The 16,006-nt window shown below is 64.6% G+C and carries 18 protein-coding genes; 8 read left to right on the plus strand and 10 right to left on the minus strand.

The features are described 5' to 3' along the window. Nucleotides 1-13 precede the first annotated feature (13 nt). The gene (locus ACN5W5_RS10540) at nt 14-883 is read right to left on the minus strand and encodes a hypothetical protein (RefSeq protein ID WP_420048485.1); all 870 of its coding nucleotides are present in this window, start codon (nt 881-883) and stop codon (nt 14-16) included. Beyond that, a complete protein-coding gene (locus tag ACN5W5_RS10545) occupies nt 880-1,845 on the minus strand; it encodes a hypothetical protein (protein ID WP_420048486.1) in 966 nt (321 codons plus the stop codon). Before ACN5W5_RS10545 ends, ACN5W5_RS10540 begins: the two co-directional genes overlap by 4 nt. A gap of 291 nt (nt 1,846-2,136) precedes the next feature. Here ACN5W5_RS10545 and ACN5W5_RS10550 point away from each other — a divergent pair, with 291 nt between their 5' ends. After that, a complete protein-coding gene (locus ACN5W5_RS10550) occupies nt 2,137-3,198 on the plus strand; it encodes a histone deacetylase family protein (protein WP_420048487.1) in 1,062 nt (353 codons plus the stop codon). Nucleotides 3,199-3,337: 139 nt separating this feature from the next. On the opposite strand, the gene ACN5W5_RS10555 is transcribed toward ACN5W5_RS10550, so the two are convergent. Both ACN5W5_RS10555 and ACN5W5_RS10560 read right to left on the minus strand, forming a co-directional pair. Next, nucleotides 3,338-3,889 (minus strand): DUF3455 domain-containing protein, encoded by a 552-nt coding sequence (locus ACN5W5_RS10555; protein WP_420048488.1) that lies wholly within the window; start codon nt 3,887-3,889, stop codon nt 3,338-3,340. Between the two features lie 95 nt (nt 3,890-3,984). Then, nucleotides 3,985-4,584 (minus strand): ferritin-like domain-containing protein, encoded by a 600-nt coding sequence (locus tag ACN5W5_RS10560; RefSeq protein WP_420048489.1) that lies wholly within the window; start codon nt 4,582-4,584, stop codon nt 3,985-3,987. A gap of 263 nt (nt 4,585-4,847) precedes the next feature. On the opposite strand from ACN5W5_RS10560, the gene ACN5W5_RS10565 reads away from it, so the two are divergent. The 5 genes from ACN5W5_RS10565 to ACN5W5_RS10585 all read left to right on the plus strand — a co-directional run bounded on the left by ACN5W5_RS10565 (nt 4,848) and on the right by ACN5W5_RS10585 (nt 8,537). Continuing rightward, complete coding sequence (locus ACN5W5_RS10565) at nt 4,848-5,801, plus strand: DUF3034 family protein (RefSeq protein ID WP_420048490.1); 954 nt, start codon at nt 4,848-4,850, stop codon at nt 5,799-5,801. A 34-nt stretch (nt 5,802-5,835) separates the two neighbouring features. Further along, entirely contained in the window at nt 5,836-6,318 is a 483-nt protein-coding gene (locus ACN5W5_RS10570; RefSeq protein WP_420048491.1) for a group I truncated hemoglobin, read from the plus strand. Then, nucleotides 6,315-6,974 (plus strand): cupredoxin domain-containing protein, encoded by a 660-nt coding sequence (locus ACN5W5_RS10575; protein ID WP_420048492.1) that lies wholly within the window; start codon nt 6,315-6,317, stop codon nt 6,972-6,974. The genes ACN5W5_RS10570 and ACN5W5_RS10575 overlap by 4 nt, the downstream gene beginning before the upstream one ends. A gap of 68 nt (nt 6,975-7,042) precedes the next feature. Next, nucleotides 7,043-7,615: a sigma-70 family RNA polymerase sigma factor gene (locus tag ACN5W5_RS10580; RefSeq protein WP_420048739.1), complete on the plus strand. Its 573-nt coding sequence runs from the start codon at nt 7,043-7,045 to the stop codon at nt 7,613-7,615. Nucleotides 7,616-7,757: 142 nt separating this feature from the next. After that, on the plus strand, nt 7,758-8,537 hold the full coding sequence (locus ACN5W5_RS10585; protein WP_420048493.1) for an anti-sigma factor: 780 nt from the start codon (nt 7,758-7,760) through the stop codon (nt 8,535-8,537). 13 nt (nt 8,538-8,550) lie between these two features. Here ACN5W5_RS10585 and queF read toward each other — a convergent pair whose 3' ends face one another. The 6 genes from queF to ACN5W5_RS10615 all read right to left on the minus strand — a co-directional run bounded on the left by queF (nt 8,551) and on the right by ACN5W5_RS10615 (nt 13,712). Beyond that, on the minus strand, nt 8,551-9,396 hold the full coding sequence (queF, locus tag ACN5W5_RS10590) for an NADPH-dependent 7-cyano-7-deazaguanine reductase QueF (protein WP_420048494.1): 846 nt from the start codon (nt 9,394-9,396) through the stop codon (nt 8,551-8,553). An 11-nt stretch (nt 9,397-9,407) separates the two neighbouring features. After that, entirely contained in the window at nt 9,408-10,304 is an 897-nt protein-coding gene (locus ACN5W5_RS10595) for a 2OG-Fe(II) oxygenase (protein ID WP_420048495.1), read from the minus strand. Between the two features lie 3 nt (nt 10,305-10,307). After that, on the minus strand, nt 10,308-11,084 hold the full coding sequence (gene yaaA, locus ACN5W5_RS10600; RefSeq protein ID WP_420048496.1) for a peroxide stress protein YaaA: 777 nt from the start codon (nt 11,082-11,084) through the stop codon (nt 10,308-10,310). Nucleotides 11,085-11,159: 75 nt separating this feature from the next. After that, nucleotides 11,160-11,750, minus strand: coding sequence for a DUF3501 family protein (locus ACN5W5_RS10605; RefSeq protein ID WP_420048497.1), 591 nt, complete (start codon nt 11,748-11,750; stop codon nt 11,160-11,162). A 10-nt stretch (nt 11,751-11,760) separates the two neighbouring features. Next, nucleotides 11,761-13,110, minus strand: a complete 1,350-nt coding sequence (locus tag ACN5W5_RS10610) for a (Fe-S)-binding protein (protein WP_420048498.1) — start codon at nt 13,108-13,110, stop codon at nt 11,761-11,763. Nucleotides 13,111-13,289: 179 nt separating this feature from the next. Continuing rightward, entirely contained in the window at nt 13,290-13,712 is a 423-nt protein-coding gene (locus tag ACN5W5_RS10615; RefSeq protein WP_177133584.1) for a rubrerythrin family protein, read from the minus strand. Between the two features lie 317 nt (nt 13,713-14,029). Here ACN5W5_RS10615 and ACN5W5_RS10620 point away from each other — a divergent pair, with 317 nt between their 5' ends. Both ACN5W5_RS10620 and ACN5W5_RS10625 read left to right on the plus strand, forming a co-directional pair. Further along, nucleotides 14,030-15,766: an FAD-dependent oxidoreductase gene (locus tag ACN5W5_RS10620; protein WP_420048499.1), complete on the plus strand. Its 1,737-nt coding sequence runs from the start codon at nt 14,030-14,032 to the stop codon at nt 15,764-15,766. Beyond that, nucleotides 15,763-15,963, plus strand: a complete 201-nt coding sequence (locus tag ACN5W5_RS10625; protein ID WP_420048500.1) for a DUF2783 domain-containing protein — start codon at nt 15,763-15,765, stop codon at nt 15,961-15,963. The genes ACN5W5_RS10620 and ACN5W5_RS10625 overlap by 4 nt, the downstream gene beginning before the upstream one ends. Nucleotides 15,964-16,006 lie beyond the last annotated feature (43 nt).

Consider the following 16,006-nt stretch of genomic DNA (forward strand, 5'->3'; position numbering starts at 1 on the left):
GACGGCAACCGGATTATTGCTCCACAGGCACGTCGATCAAATACGGATGTTTGTTCACCGAAAAATACACATCGTTGTACTTTTTCGAAAGACTGCAAAAGAGGCGCTGTGTCTCAATCAATTCCTCGGGGAAGGACTCGCGAGAATCGGCCTCGTCCACCTGCGGCATCATGTGCGCAACAATGGTTCTCTGAAAATCGGTCAGACAGGAGTCAATGATCGATTTTTCATTCATCGGATAAGGCACAGCCCGAATTTCGGGATGCAGCGACAAATAGGTGCTGAAAAGTCTTTCAATGATGAACGGCAAAAATGGAGCTGTGACCAGATAATCGGTTTCCTGCAGGACTGAACGCGCCACATCCGAATCCGGATGAGCCTCCAGAAAACAGGCGATCGGATTCAAAACACCGCCGACATACGAGGTCCAGAACGCCGGGGTTGCGACCCAGAAATTTGAATAGAGAAGGGTCCGATGGTTTTGACGAGGTGTCAATGAAAGGTTCCAGCCAATGCCCGCAGCGTCGAGCAAAGCCTGCGCCCTTTTCACCAACCCCGGGTGGGTGGCCTCACCTTGCATCCAGACATTGTAGGAATAATAGGGCAACATGGGAAACGGATTGATCATGCAAACATCCGCATCGCTGTGTTGTTTTACAAACTCAATAAATGCAGAGCCTGACACCCTGGTTTTGTGTTTGAACTTGGGTGAAAAAATACCCGTCATCTTGGATTTCAGGTGATCACCTCGGCGAAAAAAATCCACCAGTATCCGAAACTCCCGCCAAGTCACGCTGGAGTTGTCCAGAATGGGCAAGGGCAAAAACGCACTCTCTGTCAGACGCTGCCCGGCAAGCCACAATGGTTCGTGGATGGTGATCATGTTTGGGCCTCCAGCGACTCAAGCCTCCGGAAATCTGTCCTGGCCGTGTTCTCCCGCGCAAACCAGGGGAGATGGGGACGGGGATCACCATGGTCAAAATCGACCTGGTGACGGCCCATGTAGGACAGCCATCCCGCGGACACGTGAAGCGTCGCATTCTCAAAATAGTCCATGGCGTCACGGTCGTAAACGCCAGCCTCGTCCCACGCATCCACCTGATCCCCGGCGAGTTCGATCAGGTCGCGTTCAAAGGGAAACAAACAGCTGGCCAGTATTTGCGCCCTGCTCCGGGGATAGTAGGCCACTTCATCGGCAAATTGCGCCTGCAAATACAAGTTGGTGGCGCGCTCCAGCAGAAATGGCAATGCACCGGCACGATGAATGGATTTTCCGTGGTAGGCAAGCGGCCGATACAGAAAATCGTGCAAGGCACTCCCCAATTCGGATGCGGTCAGGCGGGTCACCGGAAATACCAGCTCCTGCATGAATTTTCGCCAGAATTTGGGAGTTCCAAACCAGTAACTGCTCATTCCATAGTTCTTGTTGTGCTGGCGTCCGGGACTCAGAAAGTCGAGCGGCACCCGCGCAAGGTCCAGAACCTTCTGTGAATTCAGCAGGAACTCGTTACCGCCATGAATGATGCGGGCGCGCACATGGCTATTGAAATTCGCATAGCTCCATTGTGGCCACGGATTGACATAATAGACCTCGTATCCGGGTGTACTTTCAATCCACCTCTTCAACTCCGGACCCCTCAGCAGGGTCTTGGCATGGAAGCGACTCGACACCGCACCAAACACCTCTGCCGTGTTGTACATCTCATTGACAAACAGATGTTCGAATATCTGAAATTCACGCAGTTCGGGCCTGGGGTTTGATCGATAATCAAATGCCTCAAACCCGGGTTGCACTGAAATGAGTTGACTGGGAAATATACAATTCTGGAGCAACCTGATGTTCATGAAAAAGTTCTTTGAAGAAACGTTCAGATTGGGAATTCATGGCAGAAAAGAACCCATGAAGACGTCAGGCTCCGCTGGCAGCCGGCTGGGACTCATCCCTGCTTTCGACCCCATCCTTCCACTCACGCGCGGACACACCCAGTCCTGGCGGGCTTCATCGCCCGGTCCGTGGCGTTCACGCTGACGTATGTTTCATTTGGACACAATATCAGCGTTTCACCGCCCTGGGAATTCGCGGCCACGCTTGTGCGACAGCGTCGCGTGCGGGGACCGCATGCGAAACTGCCGGAGATGAAAACCTTGCACAACGCCCACCACGCTCTGCACCAAGGGCGCGAAGAGATGTTCCGGGGCCGCATGGTGCCCTGCCACGAGGTGCCCGCGCGGCTGGACTTTGTCTTGACCGAGCTGCAGCGCCGGCCGCTGGGCGCGCTGGAGGCGCCCGCGCTGGACGACGCCGAACTGGACGCCGCGATTGCCCGCGTGCACAGCGCGCGCTACACCGCTTTCCTGGCCGGCGCCTGGGACGAGTGGGTCGCCATGGACCCGGCGAACGCGTTGCGCGACGCCCTGCCCTCGGTCTGGCCACTCGGCAACCGCCACGCCTTCCGCACCGACGTGTTGCCGCAGAATTTCGCGGCGCGCCTGGGCCTGTTTTCGTTCGACTCGGGTTCGCCGCTGATGGCGGGCACCTGGGCGGCGGCGCGCGGTGGCGCGGCCTGCGCGCTGGCGGCGGTGCGCGAGGTGCTGGGCGGCGCGCGCAGCGCGTTCGCACTCACCCGCCCGCCCGGCCACCACGCGGGGCCGGACTTCTTCGGCGGTTACTGCTTCTTGAACAACGCGGCCATCGCGGCGCAGGCCCTGCGCGACGGCGGCAAGCAGCGCGTGGCGGTGCTGGACGTGGACTACCATCACGGCAACGGCACGCAGACCATCTTCTACGAACGCGCGGACGTGCTCACGGTGTCGATCCACGGCGACCCGGCCACCGAGTACCCCTTCTTCCTCGGCCATGCGGACGAGCGCGGTGCCGGCGCGGGCGAAGGCTTCAACCTCAACCTGCCGCTGCCGCGCGGCACGAACTTCACCACCTGGCGCGCGGCGCTCGGCCAGGCGCTGGACGCGATGGCCGCATTCAACGCCGACGCGCTGGTGGTGCCCATGGGGCTGGACACCTTTGAGGGCGACCCGATCTCTGGCTTCACCTTGCGGAGCAACGACTACTTTGCCGTGGGCGAGGCGCTGGCGGGCGCAGGCCTTCCCACGGTGTTCACGTTTGAAGGCGGTTATGCGGTGGACGCTGTGGGCACCAACGCGGTGAACCTGCTGGAAGGTTTCGAGCGCGCCGCCTGAAGGAACCTGAGTTCCCCATGCCGTCGGAGCAACACCTCTGCGCAAGAAGCAGCGTCAACCCAGAGGCATCGCCGGGCTGGCTCCGCCAGACGGCCAGTGCCCCCCCCTGGAGGGGTGACGCGAAGTGGCGCGGGGGGTGTTACACGGGCCGCCAGAAGATGTAGTCGGCCTGGTAGTTCACGATCTGCTTGCTGCCCATCGTGGCCGCGTCGCAGGCCATGGCCGGCGCCACGCCACCCTGCGTCTTCACGCGCTGGATGTAGGTCACGCCGCTCATCGCGCCCGTGCCCATGGCCGGGTTCGCCTGCACAAACTGCAGCGGGATGTTGCCCGCACCACCGGGCGCCACCGCCAGCTGCTTGCCCGTGATTTTTGAACCGTCCATGGCTTCCCAGGTGGCGGGCGGGCCGTAGTACTTGCCGACCTGCTGGCCCTTGCGGCTCATGAGTTTGGCGTCGGGGCCAGCGAACACCCAAGCGAATTTGCCGGCCATGTCTTTGTCGGCGCGGCACTCGTAGGTGATCTGGCCCACGCCCACGGTTTCCATGGCGACCTTGTGCCCGGCGGGCACCTGCACAGCGGCAGGCAGGCTGGCCTGCGAATACACCATGGGCGCGGGCGCGCTCATGTTGGAGGCGCAGGCAGTGAGGGCGAGGGCTGCGGTGGCGGCCAGGGTGGTTTTGACGAACATGGAAAAACTCCTCGTTGCGGTTGAAAAGAAGAACGGATGGGGCAGCAAAGAAGCCGGGCCGGCCCAAATGACCCTGGCCCGGACAGACACGCGAATCAGGCGCCGAACGACAGCGCGCCTGGCGGCAGCGAGCGGCCCAGCGCGCTGTTCAGCACGGTGAAGTGCATGGTCTCGTCGGCGGCCAGGCGGGCGGCCACCTTGGCGAGTTCGCGGTCGCCCAGCGCGGGGATCACGCTCAGGTAGGCATTGGTCGCGCCCAGCTCCAGGCGGGCGGCGAGGTCGAGCACATCGCCCTGGCTCTTCAGCGAAGCCGCGTTGAGCGCCTTGGCGTATTCCTCCAGCTTCATCTCGGCCACCGGCTTGCCGCCGAGCTTCTGGATGGTGGCGATGAGCGCGTCGCGGTGGGTCTTGTGGTGACCCTGGAACTGCACCGCCACATCCAGCACCGGCTTTTGCAGCAGACCACTGCCGGCGCCGAGCTGGTAGGCGTTGATGGCTTCGTGTTCCAGGCCCAGCGCCACATTGAGGATGGAGACGTCTTTGGACATGTCGCCCTTCATGCCGGCGGCCATGACGTCTTTGCCGGCGAGCAGGGCCACGGCGACGGCAGAGAGAGCGCCGCCGGTGCCCATGAAGGAGCGGCGTGACGGGGTGGCGACGATCAGCGAGGTGGATGCGGTGGTGATGCGTGACATGGTGGTGTTTCCTTGAGTTGGGGTGGGTTCGGTTGTCGTGGGGCCGGTGGTGCTGATCGGGTGGGACCAGCGCTGCCGACACCCCGGATACGCAAACGCCCCAACGGGTGGATTCAGAAATCCCACAAATTTTTGAGGTGATTCAAATCGCTGAATCCACGCGGCGCCGGGTTGCGTAGTGGGTGGGCCAGCTGCGCAGACGCTGCGCTGGCAACGGCGCCCCACAGCAACCACCTCACCCCAATCACGCCATGAACCACCCCATGAATCACCTCTTCGAGACCCGCCGCCGGCAGGCCCCATCGACCACCCTGCTGGCCCTGGCCGCTGCGGCAGCCCTGCTCGCCGCCGCGCCGGCCCAGGCCGACACCGGCAAGCTGCTGCTCACCGGCGGCGTGAGCACGGTGGAAGGCGCGGCCGGCGGCGGCATCAGCCCCTGGGCCGTGATCGGCAGCCAGGCCACCGAGGGTGAAAAAGGCGTGTCGGCCTACCTGAGCCGCGCCGAAACCCGGGACCATGGCCTGACCGCGGCGGGCGTCGCGGTGGGCTTCAACGACCGGTTGGAACTGTCTTTCGGCCATCAGGATTTCGACACCGGCATCACCGGCACGTTGCTCGGTCTGCCGGGCCTGCACCTGAAGCAGGACATCCTGGGCGCCAAGCTGCGCGTGGCTGGCGACGCCGTGCTCGACAGCGACTCGCTGATGCCGCAGATCGCCGTGGGCGTCCAGGCCAAACGCCTGCGCTCCAGCGGGCTCGATGGCACGCTCGACGCACTGGGCGCGAAACGCGACGGTGTGGACTTCTACGTGAGCGCGACCAAGCTCTTCCTCGCCCAGGGCGTATTGGTCAACGGCACCCTGCGCGCCACCCAGGCCAACCAGAACGGCCTGCTCGGTTTCGGTGCCCGGCTGGGCGGCGCGGACAACGGCTATCAGCTCATGCCCGAACTGTCGGTCGCCTACCTGCTGAGCAAGAACGTGGCCGTGGGTTTTGAATACCGCGCCATGCCCAACAAGCTGCAGCGTGCGGGCGCCGCCGCGGGCCTGGGCGACGGCCTGCGTGCCGACGACTGGAAGGACATTTTCATCGCCTGGGCGCCGAGCAAGAACGTCTCGCTCACCGCCGCCTACGTGGACCTGGGCCGCATCGTGCCCGCCACCACCGGCAACAAGAAGCAGACCGGCGTGTACCTCTCGGCGCAGATCGCCTTTTGAGCCCCCTCCACCCCATCACACCCTGAAGACCGACATGAAACACCTCATCACTGCCACCGCCCTCACCCTGCTCGCCATGGGCAGCGGCCACGCCCTGGCCCAGAGCCTGACCGCGCCCCTGAAAGCCACGCCCGCCTCCGCCTACCCGGTGGCGCCTTCGCCCGGGCTGTACCAGGCCTTCGGCGAACAGGCCGGCATCCGCGCCCTGATGGACGACTTCGTGGTCCGCCTGAAGGCCGATGCCCGCATCGGCGAGCAGTTCAAGGAAACGAAGCTCGACAACCTGGCCAAGCAGCTGACCGACCAGGTCTGCCAGCTTGCAGGCGGCCCCTGCGTCTACAAGGGTCCCGACATGAAAGAGGCCCACGCCGAGATGGACGTGACGCGCAGCCACTTCAATGCGCTGGTGGAAGTGCTGCAGCTGAGCATGGACGCGCGTGGCATCCCGTTCAACCGCCAGAACCAGTTGCTTGCGCTGCTCGCGCCGATGCACCGCGACGTGGTGAACACGCGATGAAAGCCCGGGCCCTGTCAGGCGCTGTGGCTGCCGCGTTCGCGCTGCTCGCGGGTGCGGCGCAGGCGGCCACGGTGCAGATCACCCTGCTCGCGCGCGATGGCCGGCCGCTGGCCGACGCCGTGGTGCTGCTCGAACCCGTCAATGGCGTCAAACCGCCGGCGCCCGCGCCGGTGCAGGCGACGATCAACCAGCAGAAGATGCGATTCGACCCGGCGCTGACCTTGGTGCCGGTGGGTTCGCGCGTGCGCTTCACCAACCTCGACGGCTGGGAACACCATGTGCGCGGCCTGCCCGCCGGCCTCGCCGGGCTCAGCGCCGGTCCGGACGCGGGCTTTGAACTGCGGCTGGGCGGCAAGGTCGACGCACAGCCACCCGAAAGCGCCGAAGTGACGCTCGGCCAGGCCGGCCCGCTGCAGCTGGGTTGCCACATCCATGGCTCCATGCGCGGCTTCCTGTTTGTGACCGACTCGCCCTGGGCCGTCAGGACCGACGCAGCGGGCGTGGCCACGCTGCAGGGCGTGCCCGAAGGGGCGGCGCGCCTGCGCGTGTGGCACACCGACCAGCTGGTCGAAGCCGCGCCCACCGCGCTGAACGTGACGCCGCTGACCGCCCTGAGCGTGCCCACCCAGGTGCAGCCCCGCCGGCGGCGGCCATGATGATCGGCCTGGCCTCGTTCAAGACCCTGTGGGCCACGGCGGGTCGGGCACTCCCGCACAATGCGCGCATGCGAGACCAACCCGACGACGAACTCATGGCCCTGATCGACCGCGTGGCCCGGCGCGACGAGCCCGCCCTGAAAGCGCTGTACGACCAGACCTCGGGCAAGCTCTACGGCCTGGCGCTGCGGGTGGTGCGCAACCACGAGTGGGCCGAAGATGCGCTGCAAGAGACCTTTCTGCAGATCTGGCGCACCGCACCCGACTACCGCGCGTCGTTGAGCCCGCCCATGGCCTGGCTGGGCCTGATCGTGCGCAGCCGCTCGCTGGACCTGCTGCGCCGCCGCAAGGCCGAGCGCGAACACCTGACCGATGAAATCGACGAGGCGATGGCCGACACGCTCGAAGGCACCTCCCCCAATCCCATGGACACCAGTCTCGCCAGCCAGCAGGCCTGGGCGCTGCACCAATGCCTGGGGCGGCTGGAGAACAAACAACGCGAGGTGGTGAGCCTGGCCTACCTGCGCGACCTGAGCCACGGCGAACTGGCGCAACAGCTCAGGCTGCCGCTGGGCACGGTGAAAACCTGGATACGCCGCGGGCTGGACCAGTTGCGCAGCTGCATGGCAGGATTTGCATGACCCCCCGCGCCGCTTCGCGTCACCCCCCTCGAGGGGGGCGGCACTGGCCGTCCGGCAAAGCCGGCCCGGCGGTGCCTCTGGGTTGGACCGCTTCGTGCAGTGCGGGTAGTGCTCCGGCACCGTAAATAATTAGAGCCTGTCCATGAACTTGCCCCAACACCCTGAACTGCTGGACCGTCTGGCCAGCGCCTACGCGCTCGGCACGCTGCGCGGCGGCGCGCGCCGCCGCTTTGAAACCCTGGCGCGCGAACAGGCGCCGGTGCGCGCGGCCGCGCTCATCTGGCAAAGCCGCGTGGCCAGCATGAACGAGCTGCAGACCCCCGCCGAACCCTCGCCTGCCGTGTGGACGCGCATTCACAACATGGTGCACGCCGACGTCGAGCAGGCCGCGATGACCGCAGCGCGAAGCACTGCCGCACAACCCGCCCCGGGCGGCTGGCTGCGCAGCCTGGCCCTGTGGCGAAGCACCACCGTGGCCGGCGCGCTGGCCACGGTGGTGGCCGTGGTCACGGCGGTGGGGCTGCGCGATGAGATGGGCGCGCAGATCGACGGGTTGCAGGCGAAGCTTTCCGCTCAGCCACAGATCGAATACGTGGCCGTGCTCAACGACGAACAGGCCAGCGCCTCGATGCTGGTGACCTTCGACCCGAAGAACAAGAAGCTCACGCTGCAGCGCGTGGGCGGCTACCAGGAAGCAGCCGACAAGTCGCTGCAACTCTGGGCCCTGCCACCCGGCGCGGCACCGCGTTCACTGGGCGTGCTGAGTCAGGAGAAGCTGCTGCAACTTGCGGCCGACCAGCGCGACGTGCGCGAAGTGCCGGCGCTCGCCATCAGCCTGGAGCCCAAGGGCGGCGTGCCGAGCGAAACCGGCCCGACCGGACCGGTGTTGTTCAAGGGCGCGCTCATTCAGAAGATGCTCTGAGAGGGCGACCCGCTCACTGCCGCGCGGTGCGCACGTTCGCTGGCGGCAGCTGCGGGTGGCTGCTGCGCCAGGGGTTGATGTCGAGCCCGCCGCGGCGTGTGTAGCGCGCATAGACCATGAGCTTGGTGGGTTTGCAGCGCGCCATGATGTCCATGTAGATGCGCTCGACACACTGCTCGTGGAACTCGTTGTGGTTGCGGAAACTCACGATGTAGCGAAGCAGGCCGGCCTGGTCGATCTGCGGGCCGCTGTAGGTGATCTGCACGCTGCCCCAGTCGGGCTGCCCGGTCACCAGACAGTTGCTCTTGAGCAGGTCGCTGGTGAGGGTCTCGGTCACCGGCTGTTCGTTGAAAGCGGCGCCCAGCAACTCCGGTGCGGGCTGGTACAGACTGCACTCGACGTCGAGGCGGTCGATCGACAGGCCGGTGAGTTCGCGCACCGGCTCGCAGTCGAACAGCTCGGGCAGGAGCAGGCGCACCCCTGCGGTCGCCTGCACCGGTCCGCCGTGCCAGATGGCCGCACTGATGTCATTGCGCATGCGTTCGCGCACGGCGTCGGCGCTCTCGAAACGCGTGTTGTTGAAACTGTTGAGGTAAAGCTTGAACGACTTGCTCTCGACGATGTGGGTGCTCTCGCAAGGCACGGTGATGTGCGCCAGCGCCACCTGCGGCTTGCCGCGCGCATTCAGCCAGCTCAGCTCGAACGCGGTCCACATGTCAGCGCCCAGAAACGGGATGCTGCCTGTGATGCCGATCTCGCGGCGTTTCGCTTCGCGCGGCAAAGGGAACAGCAACGACGCATCGTACTGATCGATGTAGGCCGAGGCCTTGCCGAGCAGGGAGTGTTCTGGGAGGTTCATGAAAGATCGGTTCAGATGAATTCGCGTTCGCGCAGCCACTTGGTCGCGACCCATTTTTCACCCTGCGCCACGGGCGCGCCGCCATGCAGCGTGCGGGTGGTTGGGCTGGGCTTGTCGTAGCTGAAGAACACGGCGTTGCCACGTTGTGGCGCCACCTCCAGCCCCACGTCCGGGAAGATGGTGCCACCGCCTTCGGCCGGCTCGTTGAGGTACATCACCAGCGTGGCGAGGCGCTGCCCACCGCGCTGCAGGATGGTGGGCGTGCCCGGCTCGGCCGGGTCGAAGTAGTCGTAGTGCGGTTTGTATTCGGCCCCCACGGGGTAGTTGAGCACCTGCATGCCCTCGCCGTTTTCCACCGGCCAGTTCACCAGGCGGGCGATGCGCGCCTCAATGCGGCGCACCAGCTCACTTTCACCGCGGGTGAAAAACATGCCGTTGCTGGTGCGGTCGGGGTTGAGTTCTTCACCCCCGGTCTGGGTCTGCACTGTGAGGGAGCGCGCCAGGCGCGGGCGGGCCAGATCGATGAGCGCTTCGCACTCCTCGTCGCTCAACAGCCCGCCCAGCACCACCACCCGCGGCAGCGACAGCGTCGCGAGCACGCGGACCTGACGGTCGCCGGCGTCCAGGCACGGCAGCGAGGGCGACAGGCTGATCTCGGGCAGGGGTGCGGCGGCGGCCTGGGAACGCGCGGGCACCGCTGGCGCCACACCGGCGCCTCGGCCATCCCCGCGTTGACGCCGGTGTTCGCGCAAGCTGTCTTCCAGCGCAGCGGCCGCCAGCTCCTGCCGCCAGCCCACCTTCACCATGGCATCCAGCACCGATTCGGGCGAAAAGCCGGCGGCGGTCTGCTCCACGATCCAGCGGCGCAGTTCGGGGGTGATGGTTTGCACCATGGTTCCGCCCGTCATGGGTCAGGGCTTCTGTTCGCGGCGGAACACCAGACGGTCGGTGTCGGACGCGGCGGGGACAAAACGGTAACCGTCCAGATCAAAGCCTTTGAGCTGCTCGGGCGTCGTGACGCGGTGTTTCACCGCGTAGCGCACCATCAGGCCGCGCGCGCGCTTGGCAAAAAAACTGATGATCTGATAGCCGTCGCCCTTGCGCTCTTCGAACACGCAGCTGACCACGCGCGGCTGCAGCACACGGCGGTCCACCACCTTGAAATACTCTTCGCTGGCGAGGTTGATCACCACCGGGCTCTTGTCGGCACGGGCCCTCTGGTTGAGGTAGTCGGCGATCTGGCTGCCCCAGAACTGGTAGAGGTTCTTGCCCTTCGGCGTGACAACGCGCGTGCCCATCTCCAGCCGGTAGGGCTGCATCCAGTCGAGCGGACGCAGCACGCCGTAGAGGCCGCTCAGGATGCACAGGTGCTGCTGCAGCCAGTCGAGTTCGGCCTCGCCCAGGCTCTTCGCGTCGAGACCGCCGTAGACATCGCCATCAAAGGCCAGCACCGCCTGCTTGGAATTCTTCGCGGTGAATTTCGGCACCCAGGCCTGGTAACGCGCGAAATTCAGGCCCGAGAGCTGGTCCGACAAGCCCATGAGATCGGCGATCTGCTGCGGCGACTTGTCGCGCATCACGTCGATGAGTTCGGCCGCCTGTTTCACGAACAGTGGTTGGGTGTGCGTGGCCACGTGGGCAGGCGTTTCGAAATCGAGCGCCTTGGCGGGGGAGATGAGGAACAGCATGTTGGCTTTGACGCAGCGGGAGAAAACAAAAAAAGGGCTTCCCTCTGGAAGCCCGATTATGACCAAAGCGACCGGTTATTTCAGGTCACCGGCCAGGCTGGCCAGCGCTTCCATGGGGATCTGGGTGTGGGCGGGGTAATTGGTGTGGTCGCAGCCGAGCTTGACCGCTGCGCCGGCCTGGATGGCGGCGCGCATGGCGGGGGTGAACTCAAAGCGCACAAAATGCACGGCCGAGGTCTTTTCATCGTTCTCGCGGTCCAGGTCCTCGTCGGCAATCGCGTAGACACGGGCATGGCCCTCGACCTCGACGAACATGCGGTCTTCCACACCGATGAGGCGGGCCAGTTCACGCTTGCGCTCGTTGGCGTCGGTGTACTCGATCATCATCGTGGCCTTCCAGTTGCCACCGTCCGGCACCAGCGGCGCGTAGGCCTCGATCTCCTGCTGGATGCCCTCCTCTTCAAAGATCTTCTCGATGCGCAGCATTTCCTGGATCTGGTAGCGGATGGTCATCTCGCTCTCGAACTGCAGGTTGACGTGCTCACCGAGCTGCACGCTGCGCAGCTTGCGGTGGGCGATGACCTCGGGCTTGTGCGCCTTGCGCCACTTGCTGTAGGCCTCCAGGCTCATGAGGCTGTCGGGGGTGATGTGTCCGGTGAGTTGCATGGTGTGTTCCTTACTTGAGCCCATAAGCGCGAGCCACGAGACTCAGCGGGTGCTGCAGCTCGGGCGCACCCAGGCCATTGACTTCAAAGCCCTGTGCGATGTGGTGGCCGCCGAGCGGGCAGTCGGAACTGATGAAGTCGGGCTTCGCGCCGTCCTGCATGGTGGCCATGGCCTTGAACACCGGCTTGCCGATTTTCATGGCCTGCTGGTGGTAGGCCTTCTTCACGCCGAAGGTGCCGGCGTGGCCCGAGCAGCGCTCGATCGTGTTGAGCGTGGTGCCGGGAATCATCTTGAGCATTTCTTCGGTCTTGCGGCCGATGTTCTGCACCCGTCCGTGACAGGGGATCTGGTAGCTCACCTTGCCCAGCGGCTGCGGGAATTCGGTCTTCAAGAGGCCGTCGCGCTTGCGCGCCATGAGGTACTCGAACGGGTCCCACAGGTGTTCCTTCACGAGCTGCACATCGGCGTCATCCGGGAACATGAGCGGAATTTCCTGCTTGAACATCAGCGCGCAGCTCGGCACCGCGGCCAGGATGGCAAAGCCGTCTTTCGCGTACTTCGCCAGCACCGGAACGTTGGCTTCCTTGCTGGCTTGCACCGAGTCCAGATCGCCCAGCTCCAGCTTGGGCATGCCGCAGCACCTCTCCTTTTCCACGATCACGTACGGAACATCGTTGTGGTTGAGGATCTTCAGCAGATCCAGCCCGATGCCGGGCTCGTTGTAGTTGATGTAGCAGGTGGAGAAGATGGCCACCTTGCCCGGCGTCTTCGCCCCATCGACCACGTTCGACGACGTGGCCTGCGGCGTACCGGAGCGGAACTTTTTGGTGGCGAGCTCCGGCAGCCAGGCGTCTTTGTCCACCCCGGCCACGCTTTCCATGACGCTGCGCATGGCCTTGGTCTTGTTCACGGCATTGGCCACCTGCACCACGACGGGAATGCCAGCGAACTGGCCGTGCACGTCGGTGGAGGCGAGGAAGCGCTCGGCCAGCTTGACCTCACCCTTCTTGAACTTGATGGCCTTGGCGCGCAGCATGGTGTGCGGGAAGTCCAGGTTCCATTCGTGCGGTGGCGTGTACGGGCACTTGGTCATGTAGCAGAGGTCGCACATGTAGCACTGGTCAACCACCTTCCAGTAGTCCGGCTTGGCGACGCCGTCGACCTCCATGGTCGAACTTTCGTCGACCAGATCGAACAGGGTGGGAAACGCCCCGCACAGGCTCACACAGCGGCGGCAACCGTGGCAGATGTCGAAGATGCGCTCCAGTTCGACAAAGCATTTTTCCTCGTCGTAGAAGTCGGGACCCTTCCAGTCGAGCGCGTGCCGCGTCGGTGCCTGCAGGTTGCCTTCGGTCGCCATGTTGTGCTCCTCTGTCACGCTCTGTGGCGCGGTTGATCGGGGTTTTTGAAAGCGCAAAGGAATACGCTTTCAAAAACGCCCTCCGAAGCGAAGGGCAGTCACGCCAGAGGATGCCGCGGGTCCGGGTCTCCCGGCCCGCAGGCATCGCCCCCTTGAGGGGGTCGCGGCGGGGGTGGGCCTTAATCCACCAGTTCGTTCAGCGCCTTGGTATACCGGTTGGCGTGCGAGCGCTCGGCCTTGGCCAGGGTCTCGAACCAGTCGGCGATTTCGTCGAAACCTTCTTCGCGCGCGGTCTTGGCCATGCCCGGATACATGTCGGTGTACTCGTGGGTTTCGCCGGCGACGGCCGATTCCAGGTTCTTGCGCGTGGGGCCGATAGGCAGTCCGGTGGCGGGGTCGCCCGACTGCTCCAGGAACTCCAGATGGCCGTGGGCGTGACCGGTCTCACCTTCGGCGGTCGAACGGAACAGCGCTGCCACGTCGTTCTGGCCTTCCACGTCGGCCTTGTTCGCGAAGTACAGGTAACGGCGGTTGGCCTGCGATTCGCCAGCGAAGGCGTCTTTCAGGCATTGCTCGGTTTTCGAGCCTTTCAATGCGGCCATGGGGTATCTCCTTGTCGTGGTTGAAGAAACGCCCAACAAGGTGCCCACGCCGGACCACCCCATTGAGACAAATGGCACCTTACGCCCGTTGGCAGACCCCGTCTAATTGTTCTGGCCTATGTGACACATTGTTTATCGCTATCTACTTGATAGATCGAATAATGATCCTCAACCTCATCGACAGCACAGCCAGAAACCCGCAAACTGGCGTGGTTAGGCTTGGTGCCGGAATTTGATGGATTGCGTCAATTTCACTGTCCTGAACAACGACCGCCCGGGCATGGTGACCCGAGAGCAGTACTGAAGAGGAGCAAGGCATGCATGGCAGCGCGAGCACGTACCAGGAAACCGCGCCCCACCACGGATACGAATTCAGCAGTGGCGCAGGCTACGATCTGCCCGAATACCCGTTTGAAGCGCCCCCGGAACTGCAGGGCGGCCCCCTGGTGCGACATCCGGTGGTGATCGTCGGCGGTGGCATCGCCGGGCTGACGCTGGCCTGCTCGCTGGCGCGCTACGGTGTGGCGGCGGTGCTGATCGACGAAGACAACACCGTGGGCGTCAAAGGCGCCTCTTCGCGCGGCATCTGCTACACGCAGAAATCGCTGGAGATCTTTGAGCGCCTGGGCATCTACGAGCGGGTGGTGGCCAAAGGCGTGCAGTGGAGTGTGGGGCGAACCTTCGCGGGCGAGGACGAAGTCTTCAGCTTCGATCTGAAGCAGCAAGGCAATTTCCACCTCTCGCGCCAGCCACCCTTCCTGAACATCCAGCAGTTCTACATCGAAGGCTATCTTGTCGAGCGCATCCGCACCCTCGGCCATGTGGAACTGCGCTGGCAAAACCGCCTGGTGGCCTTCGAGCAAAACGACGCCTGCGCCACGCTCACCGTGGAGACCCCCGCGGGCCGCTACCGCATCGAGGCCGAACACGTGATCGATGCCACCGGTGCGCACAGCCCGCTGAGACGATGGCTGCAGGTGCCGTTTGACACCCGTCGGGGCGATGACCGCTGGTGCATCGCCGACGTGCGCTTTTCCAGGCATCCACCGGTGGAGCGCCACACCTGGATCGAGGCGCCGTTCAACGAGAACCGTGCGGTCTGGCAGCACCTGATGGCCGACGAGGTCTGGCGCATCGACTACCAGATGGCGCCCGACAGCGACCCCGAAGCCGTGAGCCGCGAATCGGCCGTGCGCGAACGGCTGGCGCGTCATTTCGGTGCCGACGTGGAAATCGAAATTGTCTGGGTCGGCCCCTACACCTACCGCAGCGAGTGCGTGCGCGCCATGCGCCATGGACGCGTGTTCCTGATCGGCGACGCGGCCAAGGTCATGAGCCCGTTTGGCGCGCGCGGGGGCAACTCCGCCATAGCGGATGCCGACAACCTGGCCTGGAAGCTCGCGGCCGTGCTCAAGGGCCAGGCAGACGCTTCCCTGCTGGCGAGCTACAACGAAGAACGCCTCGAGGCCGCGCAGCAGAACGTGTGCGTGACCAACCGCACCGCGCGGTTTCTGCGGCCAGCCGACGGCGTCGAGCGGTTGTTCCGCCAGGCCACCATCGGGCTGGCCAGGCAGTACCCGTTTGCACGCAGCCTGATCAACACCGGCCGCATGGCGGTGGCCAACCCCTACAGCCGCTCCAGCGCCTGCACCTACCGGGCCGGCAGCGGCGCGGGGCTGTCGGTGCAGAACGTGCGTTTTGCCTGGGCCGATGGCACCCGAGGTTGTGTCAACGACCTGCTCAACTGGGCAGCAGGCAGCCTGCTGGTGCTGGTGTTTGGTGATCTGTCGGCAGCGGCTCTGCAACGTTTGCGGCGCCTGTGCCTGGACGCGCCGGTGCACAGCGTCCAGGTGCTCGGCCTGGACACCCCGGCGCAGGCGCTGGAGCATGTGCGCGACCTCCAGGGCCACCTGCAAGGTGCCTGCCATGTGTTTGGCCACGCCTGGGCGCTGCTGCGCCCGGATGGTTATCTGGCCGCCACCGGCGAGTCGGTCGACGCACAGCTGGTATCGGCCATCGAACGTTGCCTCGGACTGCGTGGAGAATCCCCATGAAACTCGCGATCCACTTCCAGGACGCCGACGCGTTCTACGAGCAGCTGCTCAACGCCCATGAAGGTCTGAGCCGCGAAGACAGCGAGCTGCTCAATGCCCGGCTGATCCTGCTGCTGGCCAACCAGGTGGGCGACGCTCGGGTGCTGAGCGAGTGCATCGAGGCGGCCCGCGAGATACCCACCCCCGCGGCGGAATAAAATCAGCCGCTTCCCCCGCTCTTCCTGACGGCGCCCTGCGGGG

It is taken from the genome of Hydrogenophaga sp. ZJX-1, from assembly GCF_048590325.1.
GTDB lineage: Bacteria > Pseudomonadota > Gammaproteobacteria > Burkholderiales > Burkholderiaceae_C > Hydrogenophaga.